The organism is Methylobacterium segetis (assembly GCF_004348265.1).
Classification (GTDB): Bacteria; Pseudomonadota; Alphaproteobacteria; order Rhizobiales; family Beijerinckiaceae; genus Methylobacterium; species Methylobacterium segetis.
Genome location: NZ_SMNT01000004.1, coordinates 42,640 through 56,854, shown reverse-complemented (window position 1 = coordinate 56,854; position 14,215 = coordinate 42,640). Strand labels below are relative to the sequence as shown.

General features: G+C 70.4%; 12 protein-coding genes. 4 read left to right on the top strand and 8 right to left on the bottom strand.

The features are described from left to right. Window positions 1–4: 4 nt before the first annotated feature. Both E1J50_RS01910 and E1J50_RS01905 read right to left on the bottom strand, forming a co-directional pair. Complete coding sequence (locus tag E1J50_RS01910) at window positions 5–439, bottom strand: cupin domain-containing protein (protein WP_132249846.1); 435 nt, start codon at window positions 437–439, stop codon at window positions 5–7. 38 nt (window positions 440–477) lie between these two features. Next, complete coding sequence (locus tag E1J50_RS01905; protein WP_132249844.1) at window positions 478–1,482, bottom strand: 2-hydroxyacid dehydrogenase; 1,005 nt, start codon at window positions 1,480–1,482, stop codon at window positions 478–480. A gap of 283 nt (window positions 1,483–1,765) precedes the next feature. Between E1J50_RS01905 and E1J50_RS01900 the strand changes: the two genes are divergently transcribed. Then, a complete protein-coding gene (locus E1J50_RS01900) occupies window positions 1,766–2,317 on the top strand; it encodes an SH3 domain-containing protein (protein ID WP_132249842.1) in 552 nt (183 codons plus the stop codon). A gap of 63 nt (window positions 2,318–2,380) precedes the next feature. Here E1J50_RS01900 and irr read toward each other — a convergent pair whose 3' ends face one another. Beyond that, a complete protein-coding gene (gene irr / locus E1J50_RS01895; protein ID WP_132249840.1) occupies window positions 2,381–2,890 on the bottom strand; it encodes a Fur family transcriptional regulator Irr in 510 nt (169 codons plus the stop codon). A gap of 166 nt (window positions 2,891–3,056) precedes the next feature. After that, on the bottom strand, window positions 3,057–3,791 hold the full coding sequence (locus E1J50_RS01890) for a YoaK family protein (protein WP_245516389.1): 735 nt from the start codon (window positions 3,789–3,791) through the stop codon (window positions 3,057–3,059). Between the two features lie 223 nt (window positions 3,792–4,014). On the opposite strand from E1J50_RS01890, the gene fabA reads away from it, so the two are divergent. From fabA to fabI, 3 genes are all read left to right on the top strand, one after another. Further along, entirely contained in the window at window positions 4,015–4,548 is a 534-nt protein-coding gene (gene fabA / locus E1J50_RS01885; RefSeq protein WP_132249836.1) for a 3-hydroxyacyl-[acyl-carrier-protein] dehydratase FabA, read from the top strand. A gap of 121 nt (window positions 4,549–4,669) precedes the next feature. Continuing rightward, on the top strand, window positions 4,670–5,896 hold the full coding sequence (gene fabB, locus E1J50_RS01880; RefSeq protein WP_132249834.1) for a beta-ketoacyl-ACP synthase I: 1,227 nt from the start codon (window positions 4,670–4,672) through the stop codon (window positions 5,894–5,896). Window positions 5,897–6,259: 363 nt separating this feature from the next. Further along, window positions 6,260–7,090, top strand: a complete 831-nt coding sequence (gene fabI / locus E1J50_RS01875; RefSeq protein ID WP_132249832.1) for an enoyl-ACP reductase FabI — start codon at window positions 6,260–6,262, stop codon at window positions 7,088–7,090. A gap of 132 nt (window positions 7,091–7,222) precedes the next feature. On the opposite strand, the gene E1J50_RS01870 is transcribed toward fabI, so the two are convergent. From E1J50_RS01870 to ptsP, 4 genes are all read right to left on the bottom strand, one after another. Continuing rightward, a complete protein-coding gene (locus E1J50_RS01870; protein WP_132249830.1) occupies window positions 7,223–8,716 on the bottom strand; it encodes a carbohydrate porin in 1,494 nt (497 codons plus the stop codon). 161 nt (window positions 8,717–8,877) lie between these two features. Continuing rightward, a complete protein-coding gene (locus tag E1J50_RS01865) occupies window positions 8,878–10,614 on the bottom strand; it encodes a fructose-specific PTS transporter subunit EIIC (protein ID WP_132249828.1) in 1,737 nt (578 codons plus the stop codon). Between the two features lie 47 nt (window positions 10,615–10,661). After that, window positions 10,662–11,615, bottom strand: coding sequence for a 1-phosphofructokinase (pfkB, locus tag E1J50_RS01860; protein WP_132249826.1), 954 nt, complete (start codon window positions 11,613–11,615; stop codon window positions 10,662–10,664). Next, window positions 11,612–14,164, bottom strand: a complete 2,553-nt coding sequence (gene ptsP / locus E1J50_RS01855) for a phosphoenolpyruvate--protein phosphotransferase (protein ID WP_132249824.1) — start codon at window positions 14,162–14,164, stop codon at window positions 11,612–11,614. Before ptsP ends, pfkB begins: the two co-directional genes overlap by 4 nt. Window positions 14,165–14,215: the final 51 nt, after the last annotated feature.

Below are 14,215 nucleotides of genomic sequence, written 5' to 3'. Positions count from 1 at the left end.
AGGGTCAATCCGTCTGCCGCATGAAGGTGTCCGGCGTGCCCGTCCCCGCCGTCACGAAGCGGATGTCGCGCGGCTCGCGGCGGGGGGTGTCGACGGAGAGGAAGACCATGGGTTCCTCCAGGATCTCCGGCACCGAATGCACGACGCCGCGCTTGAACACGACGAGCTTGCCCGGACCGACTTCGACGGGCGCCTCGTCGCCGAACTTCATCCGGCAGCGGCCGGTGAGCACGTAGAGGTACTCGTCGCAACTCGCGTGGGTGTGCGGTGGGGTCGGCTTGTAGACGCGGAAGACCCGAACGCTCGCCGCCGCGTCCTCGGTGAAGCGATGATCCGCGACCATGGTGGCGGAGGTCTCGGGCAGGGCCGCCGCGGCGGCGGCCACGTCGAAGACCGCGTGCGAGAGCCTGTCGCCTGGGGAGGGTTCTGTCGCGCTCACGGGTCTGCTCTCCTCTGCCGAAGCCGCGCCGACGCGTCTCAGAGCATGCTCGGCAGGATGCGGTCCGGCGGCCGGTGCCCGTCCATGAAGGTCTTGATGTTGATGATGACCTTCTCGCCCATGTCGACGCGGCTCTCGAAGGTCGCCGAGCCCATGTGCGGCAGCAGCACCACCTTGCCGGCCCGCGCGAGCTTGACGAGGCGAGGGCTCACGGCGGGCTCCTGCTCGAACACGTCGAGACCGGCCCCAGAAATCTCGCCGGCCTCGATCAGGCGCGCCAGCGCGTTCTCGTCGATCACCTCGCCGCGGGCGGTGTTCACGACGATCGCCTCGGGCTTCAGGAGCTTCAGGCGCCGGGCCGACAGCAGGTGGTAGGTGGCCGGGGTGTGCGGGCAGTTGATCGAGACGATGTCGACGCGCGCTAGCATCTGATCGAGGGATTCCCAGTAGGTCGCGTCGAGGTTCGTCTCGATCGGCGAGGGCACCCTGCGGCGGTTGTGATAGTGGATCTGCAGGCCGAAGGCGCGGGCGCGACGGGCCAGCGCCTGGCCGATTCGGCCCATGCCGACGATGCCGAGCCGCTTGCCGGTGATGCGGCGGCCCAGCATCCAGGTCGGCGACCAGCCCGCGTCCCAGGAATCGTCCGGGATGATGCGCGCGCCCTCGGTGACGCGGCGCGCCACGGCGAGGATCAGGCCCATCGTCATGTCCGCCGTGTCCTCGGTCAGCACGCCCGGCGTGTTCGTGACCGTGATGCCGCGCTCCAGCGCCACGCCGACGTCGATGTGGTCGACGCCGTTGCCGAAATTCGCGATGAGCCGCAGGTTCGGTCCCGCCTGGGCGAGGAGGCCGGAATCGATCTCGTCGGTGACGGTCGGAACGAGCACGTCCGCCTCACGCATCGCCGCGGCCAGCGCCTCCTGCGAGAGCGGCTTGTCCTCGTGGTTGAGGCGGGTGTCGAACAACTCGCGCATGCGCGTCTCGACCACGTCCGGCAGGCGCCGCGTCACCACGACGAGCGGCTTGCGCTTCAACGACGACATGTCTCCTCCCCAGCCGATGGGCGTCCCGGCTCCCGCATCGACGCGTCTCGGGCTTGGCCGGTTCCGCCGACCGTCCCGGCGGGCGGCGATGCGGCTTCAAGCTCCGTTAACCAGTTTCCCGCCAGACAGGACCCGACGGCGCCCGGGGCCGCCCTGGACCGACCCTCCGGCCTCTCTACCAGAGAGGGTGCGGAACACAATGCGGGACGGTGGCCCGGCGCGGCCCGGGCACGGATTTCGGAAGTCTTCCGAGCGCCGAACGGCCCGGAACAGGAGACGGACGATGCGCTCCCTTGCCCTTCTCGCCGCCGGCCTCGCGCTGCTCGCATGCCCGGCCCTGGCGGCGCCTTCGGGCGCCCCCGAGCCCGGCATCGGCCCCGTGACGAAGCTGCCGCTTCCGCGCTACGCCAGCCTCAAGACGGACCGGGTCAACCTGCGCGAAGGGCCATCGAAGGACCACCGCACCCTCTGGGTGTTCCAGCGCGCGGGTCTGCCCGTCGAGATCGTGGCGGAGTTCGAGACGTGGCGCCGGATCCGCGATTCGGAAGGCACTGAGGGCTGGGTCCTGCACTCCCTCCTGTCGGGGCGCCGCACCGCCATCGTCACCGCGCCGAAGGGCGGCGACCGCAGCGCGCCGGTACCGCTGCGCGCCCGGGCCGACGAGGGGGCCGCGGACGAGGCCCGGCTCCAGGCCGGCGTGATCGGGAGCGTGAAGACCTGCACGGGCACGTGGTGCCGCCTGATCGTGGCGCTCCCCGAGAAGCGCGGCGATGTCGACGGCTACATCCGGCAGGACAGGCTCTGGGGCGTCTACCCCAACGAGAAGGTGGAATGAGAAAGGCCCGGTCGCTTGGCGACCGGGCCTTCTCGAAGAACCGTAACGGTTGAGACCGGCGTCTCAGCCCTGGCGGCTGCCGGTGCGGCGGCGCAGCCGCACGATCACCTCGACGCCGGCGATCTCCATGCCTTCCGGCGCGTCGGGCAGCGAATCGACGGTGATGCCGCAATCGGGCATGTCCAGCACCTGTCCCTCGTCCTCGAGGTAGAAGTGATGGTGCTCGCTCGGGTTCGTGTCGAAATAGGCCTTCGACCCGTCCAGCGCGAGTTGCCGCAGCAGGCCCGCTTCCGTGAACTGATGCAGGGTGTTGTAGACCGTGGCGAGCGAGACCGGCACCTTGGCGCGCATGGCCTCGTCGTACAGCATCTCCGCCGTGAGGTGACGGTCGCCGCGGCCGAAGAGCAGCCAGCCGAGGGAGAGACGCTGCCGGGTCGGGCGCAGACCCGCGCGGCGCAGCCGGTCCCGCAGGTCCGAGAGTGGGCAACCACGACGGCCCGCACCGGCGGCCTCGCCCGGGACGGAGGAGGTCCGGGCGTTGAGCACGGCCTGAAGGGGCACCAGATCGGACATCGGCGGGACTGATCGCTCGCGAACGGATGGAATTTTGCCGCAGAGTATACGGGAGGGGCCTCGCCCCCGCAACCCGAGCGGTTCGCGGGGAGGGCCCGCGCCGAGCGGAATACGGCGCGGTCCCCCATCCAGTGAGACCCGCACCGGTTCGACCGAAGCGGTGCCGTCAGCCCCGGCCGACCACCGGGATGAGGATGGCGATCACCAGGATCGGCAGAGCGAGGCAGGCGAAGGAGAGATGCGCGACGCCGAAGGCGCCCGCGATCGCCCCGATCGCGAAGGCGAGGATCGCGGGCAGCATCCGGCCGATCCGCCCGCGCGCCGCGCCAGCCCCCGTCGTGCCGAGCCGCAGGAGATCGACCGCGTCGATCACGGCCTGGGTCACGTTCACCGTCATCACCGTGGTGGCGGCAAGATGCGCCAGCGCCAGCCGCGCGATGGCGTTCTGGACGCCCATGGCGGCGACGCCCAGCATGCCGACGAGGATGGCGTCGAGACCGTCGGCCGCGCGCAACGGGGAGAGGGCGAGGCCTGCCGCGCCGAACAGGGCGAGCATCACGGCTTCCAGAAGGAGGAGCCAGCGCAGGGTCGCCGCGCCTCGCCGCTCCAGCGCCAGCGTGAGGAGCCGCGTTCCCGCGACGGCGAGGACGAAGGCGGGGAGCGCGAGGAGCTTGGCGATGACGCCGCTCGAGGTGGCGACGAGTTCGGCTCCGATCAGCACGAAATTTCCTGTGACGTGCGAGGTGAACAGGCCGAACAGGGCGACGAAGCCCGCCGCATCGACGAAGCCCGCGACGAAGCCGAGGCCCGCCCCCGTCAGGAGGTCCCTTCGCGCGCGCCGGTCGGGTGCGGCTGCGGTGGGGGCGGCGAGAGCTGGCTGAGCGGAGGCCTGTGAACTCAAGGCTCGATGTCTCCGGGGCGTGCCGGGAACGGGGCACCCGACCGGATGTCTAGCGCAAGCGCGTGCTCTGGAACAATGAATGCCACAAGACGGTAGCTCACGAAGGCCGCTTTGATGGCGCTTATCCCCTGTGCTAACGAGGCCGCGATTTCCGCCGCGCCGGGACCGGGCCCCGCGTGGACGACCGAGAGAACACCCGCGAGCCGAGGACCGTACCGCCTTCATGTCTTCCGACCAGACCGCCCCGTCCGCCCCCGCACGGGCGTCGAGCTACAGCTACGAGGATCTGCTCGCCTGCGGCCGCGGCGAGCTGTTCGGCTCCGGCAACGCGCAGCTTCCGCTGCCGCCGATGCTGATGTTCGACCGCATCACCTCGATCGGGACGGAGGGCGGCGCCTACGGCAAGGGCCATGTCCGGGCCGAGTTCGACATCCGGCCGGATCTCTGGTTCTTCGGCTGTCACTTCCAGGGCGATCCCGTCATGCCGGGATGCCTCGGCCTCGACGCCCTCTGGCAACTCGTCGGCTTCCATCTCGGCTGGCTCGGTTCCCCAGGCCGCGGCCGCGCCCTCGGTGTCGGCGAGGTCAAGTTCACCGATCAGGTGCTGCCCAGCGTCTCCCGCGTGGTCTACAATGTCGACCTGAAGCGCGTCCGGCAGGGCAAGCTCGTCCTCGGCATCGCCGACGGCAACGTCGAGGCCGATGGCAAGCGGATCTATGAGGCCCAGGATCTGCGGGTGGCCCTGTTCCAGTCCTGAGGCGGCACGCGCGCCGCACTCGGTGCGCGACGCACCGGTTGAGATCGGGGCGTCGTCGTCCTAGGTGACCCGAATGAGCGCGGCGCGCAGGCAAGCGCCGTTGCGGAGAAGAACGACTTTCATGCGCCGTGTCGTGATCACCGGGATGGGCATCGTCTCATCCATCGGCAACAACACTCAGGAAGTGCTGGCGTCGCTGCGCGAGGCGCGGTCCGGCATCGTCCGCGCCGAGGCTTACGCGGAGCACGGGTTCCGCAGCCAGGTGGAGGGGGCGCCGAACCTCGACCCCGAGGGCGTGGTGGACCGGCGCGCCATGCGCTTCCACGGCGGCGGCACCGCCTGGAACCACGTCGCGATGGATCAGGCGATCCGGGACGCGGGCCTTGAGGAAGGCGACGTCTCGAACGATCGCACCGGCATCATCATGGGCTCGGGCGGCCCCTCGACGCGGACCATCGTGGAATCGGCCGCGATCGCGCGCGACAAGGGTCCGAAGCGCGTCGGCCCCTTCGCCGTTCCGAAGGCGATGTCCTCGACGGCCTCGGCGACCCTGGCCACGTGGTTCAAGATCAAGGGCGTGAACTACTCGATCTCCTCGGCCTGCGCGACGTCGAACCACTGCATCGGCAACGCCGCCGAGATCATCCAGGGCGGCCGCCAGGACATCATCTTCGCAGGCGGCTGCGAGGATCTCGATTGGACGCTCTCCGTGCTGTTCGACGCGATGGGCGCGATGTCCTCGAAGTACAACGACACGCCGGCCCGGGCCTCCCGCGCCTACGACGCGAACCGCGACGGCTTCGTCATCGCGGGCGGTGCGGGCGTGCTGGTGCTTGAGGAGTACGAGCACGCCAAGGCCCGCGGCGCGCGCATCTACGGCGAGGTCGCCGGCTACGGCGCGACCTCAGACGGGCACGACATGGTGGCCCCGTCGGGCGAGGGCGCCGTGCGCTGCATGCGGCAGGCGCTCTCCGGCCTCAAGGGCGCGCGCATCGATTACATCAACCCGCACGCCACCTCGACCCCGGTCGGCGACGAGAAGGAGATCGAGGCGATCCGTGAGGTGTTCGGCACGGGTGACGCCTGCCCTCCGATCTCGGCGACGAAGTCGCTGACCGGCCACTCCCTCGGTGCGACGGGCGTGCAGGAAGCCATCTACTCGCTTCTGATGATGAACAACGGCTTCATCTGCGAGAGCGCTCATATCGACGATCTCGACCCGGCCTTCGCCGACATGCCGATCCTGCGCGAGCGCCGTGACGGTGCCAAACTCTCGCACGTCCTGTCGAACTCGTTCGGCTTCGGGGGGACCAACGCGACCCTGGTGCTGAAGCACGTCGACGCCTGAAGCGCCGGGCGGTTAACGGAACGGAAATCGGGCGACTGCGTTTTTCCTGCAACACGCAAGGACATTCGCAGATGCTCTGGATCGCCCTCGTGGCTATCGTCGGCGCCACTCTCGTCGGCGCCATATACGCCAAGCAGACGTTGATCGACGACGCCCGGGCCCAGACGCGCGGCTATTTCTGACGCCCGCATCCTCGCTCTCCGACCCGAGCCCTGCCGCGAGGCAGGGCTTTTTGCTGCGCAGGGTCTTCCCCACCGCACCGATGCGCCGGCGGGATTGGACAGGCGCGCGAGCCGCGCGCTAAGCCTCATCCCGGCCAGCCCCGCGGCGGGCGGCGGGCGTAGCAGCGAGGCGGACAGGCGCATGACGGGATTGATGGCGGGCAAGCGCGGCCTGATCTTGGGCGTGGCAAACGATCATTCGATCGCGTGGGGCATCGCCAAGACCCTGCACGAACACGGCGCGCAGCTCGCCTTCACCTATCAGGGCGAGGCTCTCGGTCGTCGCGTCGGGCCGCTCGCAGCCAGGCTCGGCTCCGACATCGTGCTCCCCTGCGACGTCGAGGACCTCGCCTCCGTCGACGCCGTCTTCGCCGGGCTCGACGAGCGCTTCGGGGGCGAGCTCGATTTCGTGGTCCACGCGGTCGGCTTCTCCGACAAGGCGCAGCTGAAGGGCCGCTACGTCGATGTCACGACGCGCGAGAACTTCTCCCGCACCCTGACGATCTCGTGCTTCTCCTTCACCGAGATCGCGCAGCGTGCGGCCAAGCGCATGCGCCAGGGCGGCTCGCTCCTCACTCTGACCTACGGCGGCTCGACCCGGGTCATGCCGAACTACAACGTGATGGGGGTCGCCAAGGCGGCGCTCGAGGCCTCCGTGCGCTACCTCGCCGCGGATCTCGGCCCGAACGGCATCCGGGTCAACGCCCTCTCGGCCGGCCCGATGCGGACGCTCGCGGGTGCCGGCATCGCGGATGCCCGGCTGATGTTCAACCACCAGAAGGCGCACGCTCCCCTTCGTCGCACCGTGACGCTGGAGGATGTCGGCGGCTCGGCCCTCTACCTGCTCTCGGATCTCTCCGGCGGCGTGACCGGCGAGGTCCATTTCGTCGATTCCGGCTACAACATTATCTCGATGCCGCGGCCCGACGTGCTGCAGGCGCAGGACGCGGCGGGCGTCGTCGGCGACGAGTGACCGACGACGCCTCCGGCCGGCGTGCCTGCAGACCAAGGCCCCGCGCTGCGGCGACCCGCCGGCATCTGTGCCGCTGACAGCGGTCAGGCCGGGCTCTCGCCTCGGCCGCCTCGACGGACCGCACGGCCGGCTTCAGGGACTGCCCGGACCCTTGGCGAGGCCCGCCAGGGTGAAAAGGTCGACCGAGAGCTTCGCTCCGACCATGAACGCGTCCGGGATGTTGCGGGTGCGGAACGGGAAGCGGGTCTGGTCCGGGTTGACGATGTACTGCAGATTCGGCGTCAGCCGGATCGCGGGCGTGATCTGGATGCCGTAGTTCAGCTCCATCATGATCTGCTGCGTCGGGATCGACCGCGTGATCCCGAGCGCGTTCTGGGCGAGGTTGATGTTGGCGAGCCCCAGCGGGCTGAACTTCTGCGTGTTGATGACGAAGCCCACCGTGTCGAAAGGCCGGCCCGGGAACGTGCCGGTCTGCAGCGCGCCGATCTCCAGGAAGTAATCCTCGATCAGCCGCCCCGAGGTGCCCGCCATCGCCACGCCGAACAGGGTCAGGCCCTGCGGCGCGGTCGGGTCGGGCCGCCAGACCATCTGGTCGAACCGGGCGTAGACGCCGGAGCGCCCGAAGCGGGTGGCCGAGGGCAGGCCGGTCAGGATGGACGCGCCGCCCCGCACGTCGCGGACGGGATCGGGATAGTCCGATGCGTCGTACCAGCCGCCGATGCCGTAATTGCGGGGCAGGACGTCGTTGGCGAAGGTCGTCGAGTAGCCGAGCTCGAACGGCACGATCGCGCCGATGGCGCCCTTCGTCGAGAAGTCGAGGCCGTTGTCGCCGGGCTGCTGATGCAGCGGATTCACCTCATAGGCGCCGGCATGGAAGAACACCGTGTCGGTGAGCCATGCCTTGGCATGCGCACCCCAACTCGCCACCGGCCAGAACGTGAAATTCGAGGTCTTGAAGGCGAAGGTCGGATTGCCGCAGGCCGAATTCGTTTGGAAGTTGCAGTAGATCGGCGAGTTGAGGAAGGCGATGTTCGCGACCAGACGGCCCACTTCGATGTCGAGCCGGTTGTCGAGCAGCTTCTGCTGGTAGCTGAAGAGGGTCAGGCGGGTGGTCTGGCCGCCGCCGAAGATCTCCTGCACGCTGGTGTTGTTGCCGATGAAGTCGTTCGCGAGGCTCCGCCCGTGCCGGTTCGTGACCGCGATGTGGAGCGAGCCGCCGTCGATGCCAGCGAGCCGGTTCAGGTCGGCGTCGAGGCCGAAAAAGAGCTGTCCTGCCCAGGCCGAGCCCTGGCGGATGCCGCCGACGGGGTTGATGGCCCCCTGGCCCGTATAGTTCAGCAGGAGGCTGAGGCCGTTCCCGAGGTCGTAGGTCCCGGGCGCCAGGGTCGGCGGTGTCGCCGTCTGTCCGAGCGTGTCGGCCGCCCCCGCAGCCGTGTCCGCCCCGCCGAAGCCCTGGCCGTCCGGCCGGGGTGGCGGTGCCGCGCGAAGGCGGTTCGCCGGGCGTTGCACGGTCGCGGGGACCGCGATGCCGGTTGTGCCGTCCTGCGGCCCCGTCTGCGCCTGAGCCTCGATCCCACCGGCCGCGCAGAGGCCCAGCGCGGCAAGCCAAGTCCGATGTCCTTTCATGATCGTTCCCCCAGGTGACCCTTGACGGGTTTTGGCCCCGATCTTCGTCGGGCTGACGCATATATTGTATTATGATCTATTTATGCTCACGTGCGGCGAGGCGGATCTGTGTTGGTCAAGACTATATCAGTCTCGCGCGGTGGATTCGTGTCCTGCCGGCCTCATGCCGAACGCTTCTTGAGAAGTCCCACCATGAGCGCGGTCACGACCGTGCCGGCGATGATCGCGATCACGGCACCCGTCAGGTTGGTGACCGCGTTGGGGATCGGCAGGACGAAGAGGCCGCCATGGGGAACCTTCAGTTCGACGCCAAGGCTCAGCGCGAGGGCGCCGGCGACGGCGGAGCCCGCCACCATCGAGGGAATCACCCGCAAGGGGTCGGCTGCAGCGAAGGGGATGGCGCCCTCGGTGATGAAGGCCGCGCCGAGCACGGCTGCCGCACCCCCGGCCTCGCGCTCCGGCGCCGTGAAGCGGCCAGGGAAGAGGCGTGTGGCGAGCGCGATGCCGAGTGGCGGGGTCATGCCGCCGATCATCACCGCCGCCATCGGGGCGTAGATCCCTGACGAGATGAGCGCGGCCGAGGAGGCATACGCCGCCTTGTTGATCGGGCCGCCCATGTCGACGGCCATCATGCCGCCGAGCACGAGGCCGAGGACGAGGGCTCCGGTGCCCTGCATCCCCTTGAGCCAGCCCGTCAGCGCCGCGAGGATCGCGGCCACGGGTACACCGACGACGTAGACCATCAGAAGGCCGGTCACGAGGGTCGCCAGCAGCGGCAGGATCAGAACCGGCTTCAGACCCTCGAGATTCTTGTGCAGGCGGATGTGCCGGTTGAGGAAGCGGGCCGTGTAGCCGGCGATGAATCCCGCCGCGATGCCGCCCAGGAAGCCCGCCTGGAGATTCGCAGCGAGCATCCCGCCGATCATGCCCGGAGCGATGCCGGGCCGGTCGGCGATCGAGTAGGCGATATAGCCGGCGAGGGCTGGGACGATCAGGGCGAAGGCGCCCTTGGCGCCGATCTCGCCGAGCGCGTATCCGAGGGTCCCGGCACGGCCCGGGCTCATCGCATCGATGCCGCCAAAAGCGAAGGCGAGGGCGATCAGGAGGCCGCCCGCCACGACGAAGGGCAGCATGAAGGACACGCCGGTCATCAGGTGCTTGTAGGCGCCGGCCTTCTCTTCGGCGGCTGCCGGCCGGGCCGGACCCTCCGCCTTCGCTCCGGTCTCGCCCGACGCCTGGATTTGCGCCTCCGACAGCGCGGTCGCGATCAGCCCCTTGCCGTCGCGGATCGCTGCCTTGGTGTTCGTCGCATAGACCCGTTTGCCGGCAAACCGCGCCCGGTCGACGCCCGTGTCGGCGGCGATCAGCACGATGTCGGCGGCCGCGATCTCGGCCGCCGTCAGCGCGTCGCGCGCGCCGACGGAGCCCTGCGTCTCGACGCGAACCTCGTGGCCGAGGGTCCTGCCGGCGCTCTGGATGCCCTCGGCCGCCATGAAGGTGTGGGCGATGCCCGTGGGGCACGAGGTGATGGCGACGATCCGCTTCGGGCCGGCATCCGCCGCGGCTCTCGAATCGGTGCCTGCAGGCGCGTCGCCTGCTCCGCCCAGAACACGGTCGATCACGGCGTTGACGTCGGTCAGCACGTCCTCGATCGCGACCTTGGCCCGGCGCAGCGCCCCGAAACGACCCTCGCCGAGATCGCCGGAGCCGACGAGGAGCACGGCCTCGGCCCGGGCGATGGCAGCTTCCGGCAGCGGGTTTCCGCTCGTGCCGGGCCCGCGCAGTTCGAGCGCGATCGGCTGGTTGCGGCGGCCCGCGGCCTTGCGCAGGGCCTCGACGGCGAGGACGGCGTGGGTCGAGAGGTCGCCGCCTCCCACGACCGCCAAGAGCTGTGCCATGGTTTCCTCCGGGTGGTCTGCTCTGGTTCGAAGAGGGTGACGTTCCCTCAGCCTGTCACCGGCTGGACGGAGATGGTCCGCGCGATCGCCTCGATTTCGGCGCGAGCCGGCAGGTTGGCACCGGGCTTGGTGAGCTTGCCGGCGGCGAATGCCAGGGCGAGCCGGGCGGTGCCCGCGAGGTCGAAGCCGATGTGAAGGGCAGCCACGAGCCCGGCCACCAGCGCGTCCCCGGCCCCGACCGTGCTCGCGACCCGCATCGCGGGCGGGCGCGCATGCACGGTCTCGTCCTGCGTCGCGAGCAGGGCGCCGTCGGCACCCAGAGACACCACCACGAGGGGGATGCCGCGGGCGACGAGGCTGCGCGCCGCCTCCGCAATCTCGGCGTGCGAGGCGAGGGGCCGGCCGGCCCATTCCTCCAACTCGTGCCGGTTCGGCTTCACGAGGTGCGGCAGAGCCGCCGGATCGGCCGCGAGCGCCGCTGTGAGCGCCGCGCCCGACGCGTCGAGGACGACCCGGGCGCCGCGCGCCTTCAGGTCCCGGGTCAGGCGGGCGTAGGTCTCGGGCGGCAGGGTGCCCGGCAGGCTGCCGGCGAGCACCACGAGCGTATCCCGCGCCACCATGTCGACGAGCACGGCGCGCACCGCGTCGAGGGTGCCCGGCGTTACCGCCAGTCCCGGCAGATTTACGTCCGTGGTCTCGCCCGTGGCGAGGTCCAGGAGCTTCAGGTTCGTCCGGGTCTCCCCCGGGATCCAGCAGAAGCGGTCGTCGATGCCCTTCTCCGCGAGGCACTGCTCGAAGGGCGCGGCGTTGTCCTGGCCGAGGATGCCGGTGGCGGCGACCGGGATGCCCCAATCGGCGAGGCAGCGGGCAACGTTGACGCCCTTGCCGCCCGCATCCGTGCGCACCGCCTTCGCCCGATGCACGGCGCCCGGCACGAGACGCTCCAGAGTGACGCTCTCGTCGATCGCCGGGTTGAGGGTGAGGGTGACGACGGCACTCACGCGGCACCCCCGATCTCGGGCTTGTCGAGGGCGCGGACCGCGGCGGCGTCCTCCTGCTCGCAGGCCCGGGCGGCGAGCGCCCGCAATTCGCCCATCTCGACGGAGCGCAGCCGCGCCTTCACGCCGGGCAGGTCGCGGGGCGTCATCGAGAGCTCGTGGACGCCGAGGCCGGCCAGCAGGCAGGCCCCGAACGGATCACCCGCGATTCCCCCGCAGACGCCGACGAAGCGCTTGTGCCGGGCGGCGCCCTCGCAGGTCATGTGGATGAGGCGCAGCACCGCCGGGTGCAGCGAGTCGGCCTCAGGTGCGAGGTCGGTGTTCTGCCGGTCGATCGCGAGCGCGTATTGCGTCAGGTCGTTGGTGCCGATCGAGAAGAAGTCGCAATGCCGGGCGAGTGCGTCCGCCTGGATCGCGGCGGCCGGCACCTCGATCATGATGCCGAGGGGCACCTCCGGCGCGCCGATCTCGCTGCGGATGCGCTCGCAGATCGCGCGCAGGCGCAGCACCTCGGGCACCGAGGTGATCATCGGCATCATGATGGAGAGCGGTGCGTCCTTGCCCGTGGGGGCGCTCGGCGCCACACACTCCCTGGCCGCCCGGTAGAGGGCGCGCAATTGCGGCTCCATCAGGTCCGGCCGGCGCAGCAGCAGGCGGGCGCCGCGCACGCCGAGAAAGGGATTCTCCTCCCGCGGCAGGTGGAGATGGGCGACCTGCTTGTCGCCGCCGATGTCCAGGGTGCGCACGATGAGCGGGCGCCCGTCGAGCGCCTTCAGCATGGCGCGGTAGGTCTCGAACTGGTCGTCCTCGCCGGGCGTGTCTCCGCGCTCCAGGAACAGGAACTCGGTGCGCATCAGGCCGACGCCCTCGGCGCCCTGGTCGAGGGCGAAGGGGACCTGTTCCGGATTGTTGACGTTGGCGCCGATGGCGACGGCATGCCCGTCGCGGGTGCGGGCGGGCAGCGCCCGCTCGCGGGCCTCTTCCTCCGCCTTCTCGCGCTGGCGCTCGCGCCATGCGGCGGCCGAGGCGACGTCGCCCGCGCTGGGGCTGAGATAGAGGCGGCCGGTGGTGCCGTCGAGGATGGCCTCGGTGCCGTTCGCGAGCCCGAGGAGAGCGGCGCCCCCCGCCACCATGGCGGGGATGCCGAGGGTGCGCGCCAGGATCGCGGTGTGGGAGGTCGGACCGCCCTGCGCGGTGGCGAGCCCGATGACGCGGGCGGGGTCGAGGCCGGCCGTATCGGACGGCGCGAGGTCGGGCGCGATCAGGATGCAGGGCTCGTCCGGCAGGTCGTGCCCGCTTTTCAACGCCGGATCGATCTGGGCGAGCACCCGGCGGCCGACATCGCGGAGATCCGCGGCGCGGCCCGCGAGGACCGGGTTGCCGAGCGCCGAGAGCTGGCCGGCGAGCCGGTCGACCGCCCGGTCCCAGGCATAGGCGACGCCGTGACCCTCGACCATGAGCTGGCAGGCGAGCGTGATGAGGTCGGTGTCGGCGATGAGGTCGGCCTGCGCCTTGAAGATGCCCGCATCCGCCTTGCCGAGGCGGCGCTCGGTGTCGTCGGCGAGCGCCTTGAGCTGATCGGTGGTCGCGGCCAGCGCGGCGTGGAGGCGGTCGCCCCCGCTCGTCAGGGGCTCCGGCTCGTCCGGCACGGCGATCTCGGTCGCAGCGAGAACGTGGACCGGGCCGATCGCGATGCCGGGGCTCGCGCCGATGCCGGGCTGGATGCGGGGCTTGTCCGCCGGGTTCCAGCCGGCGACCGGGCCGGCAGCCTTGGCGGCGGCCTCGGCCGCCCGCTGGGCTGCCGCCTTCTCGCCGGCGCTGAGGCCCGTGACGGCGGCGCACATCTTCGCGAGTGCACCGGCCTCGTCGTCACCCTCGGCGGAGATCACGACCTCGTCGCCGCAGTGCAGGCCCAATTGCAGAAGCGCGATCAGGTTCTTGGCATCGGCCACTTGCGCCGCGTGGCGGACCTGGATCCGCGCGGCACAGGCGCGCGCCGTCTCGACCCAGTGCGAGGCGGGGCGCGCGTGCAGGCCGGTCGGATAGTCGACCGTCCAATCGAAGCGCTGGCTCAGGTCGGTGGCGGGACGGGAAGCGGACGGCGCCGCCGAATCCTCGGTGAGCGCCTCGGCTATGTCCTCCTGGCACGTCGTTGCGCGCAGGTGCTCCAGCCGGGCTTCGTCCTGGATCAGGCGTGTCAGGCGGCGCAGGATCGTGATGTGGGTGTCGGACTGGGCCGCGATGGCGACAATCAGATGGGCCGTCTGCCCATCGTGCCATTCAAGGCCGCCGGGGACCTGCAGCACGGCGAGCCCACTCTGCCGCACGAGGTGCCGGTCATCGACCATGCCGTGCGGGATGACGACACCGTGACCGAGGTAGGTGTTGGCGACCTCTTCCCGCCGCAGCATGCTCTCGCCGTAGACCGGATCGATGCAGCCGGCCGCGCTGAGAAGCTGAGCCGCCTCGCGAATGGCGGCCTCCTTGTCCTTCGGCGCGGTGCCCATGCGGATGAGCAGACGGGGCGCCAAACTGGGCGTCGGTGCGAGCATGGCGTGCTCCTCCCGGATCGTTGTCCGAATTCGGTGTTGAGCTGACTGAAA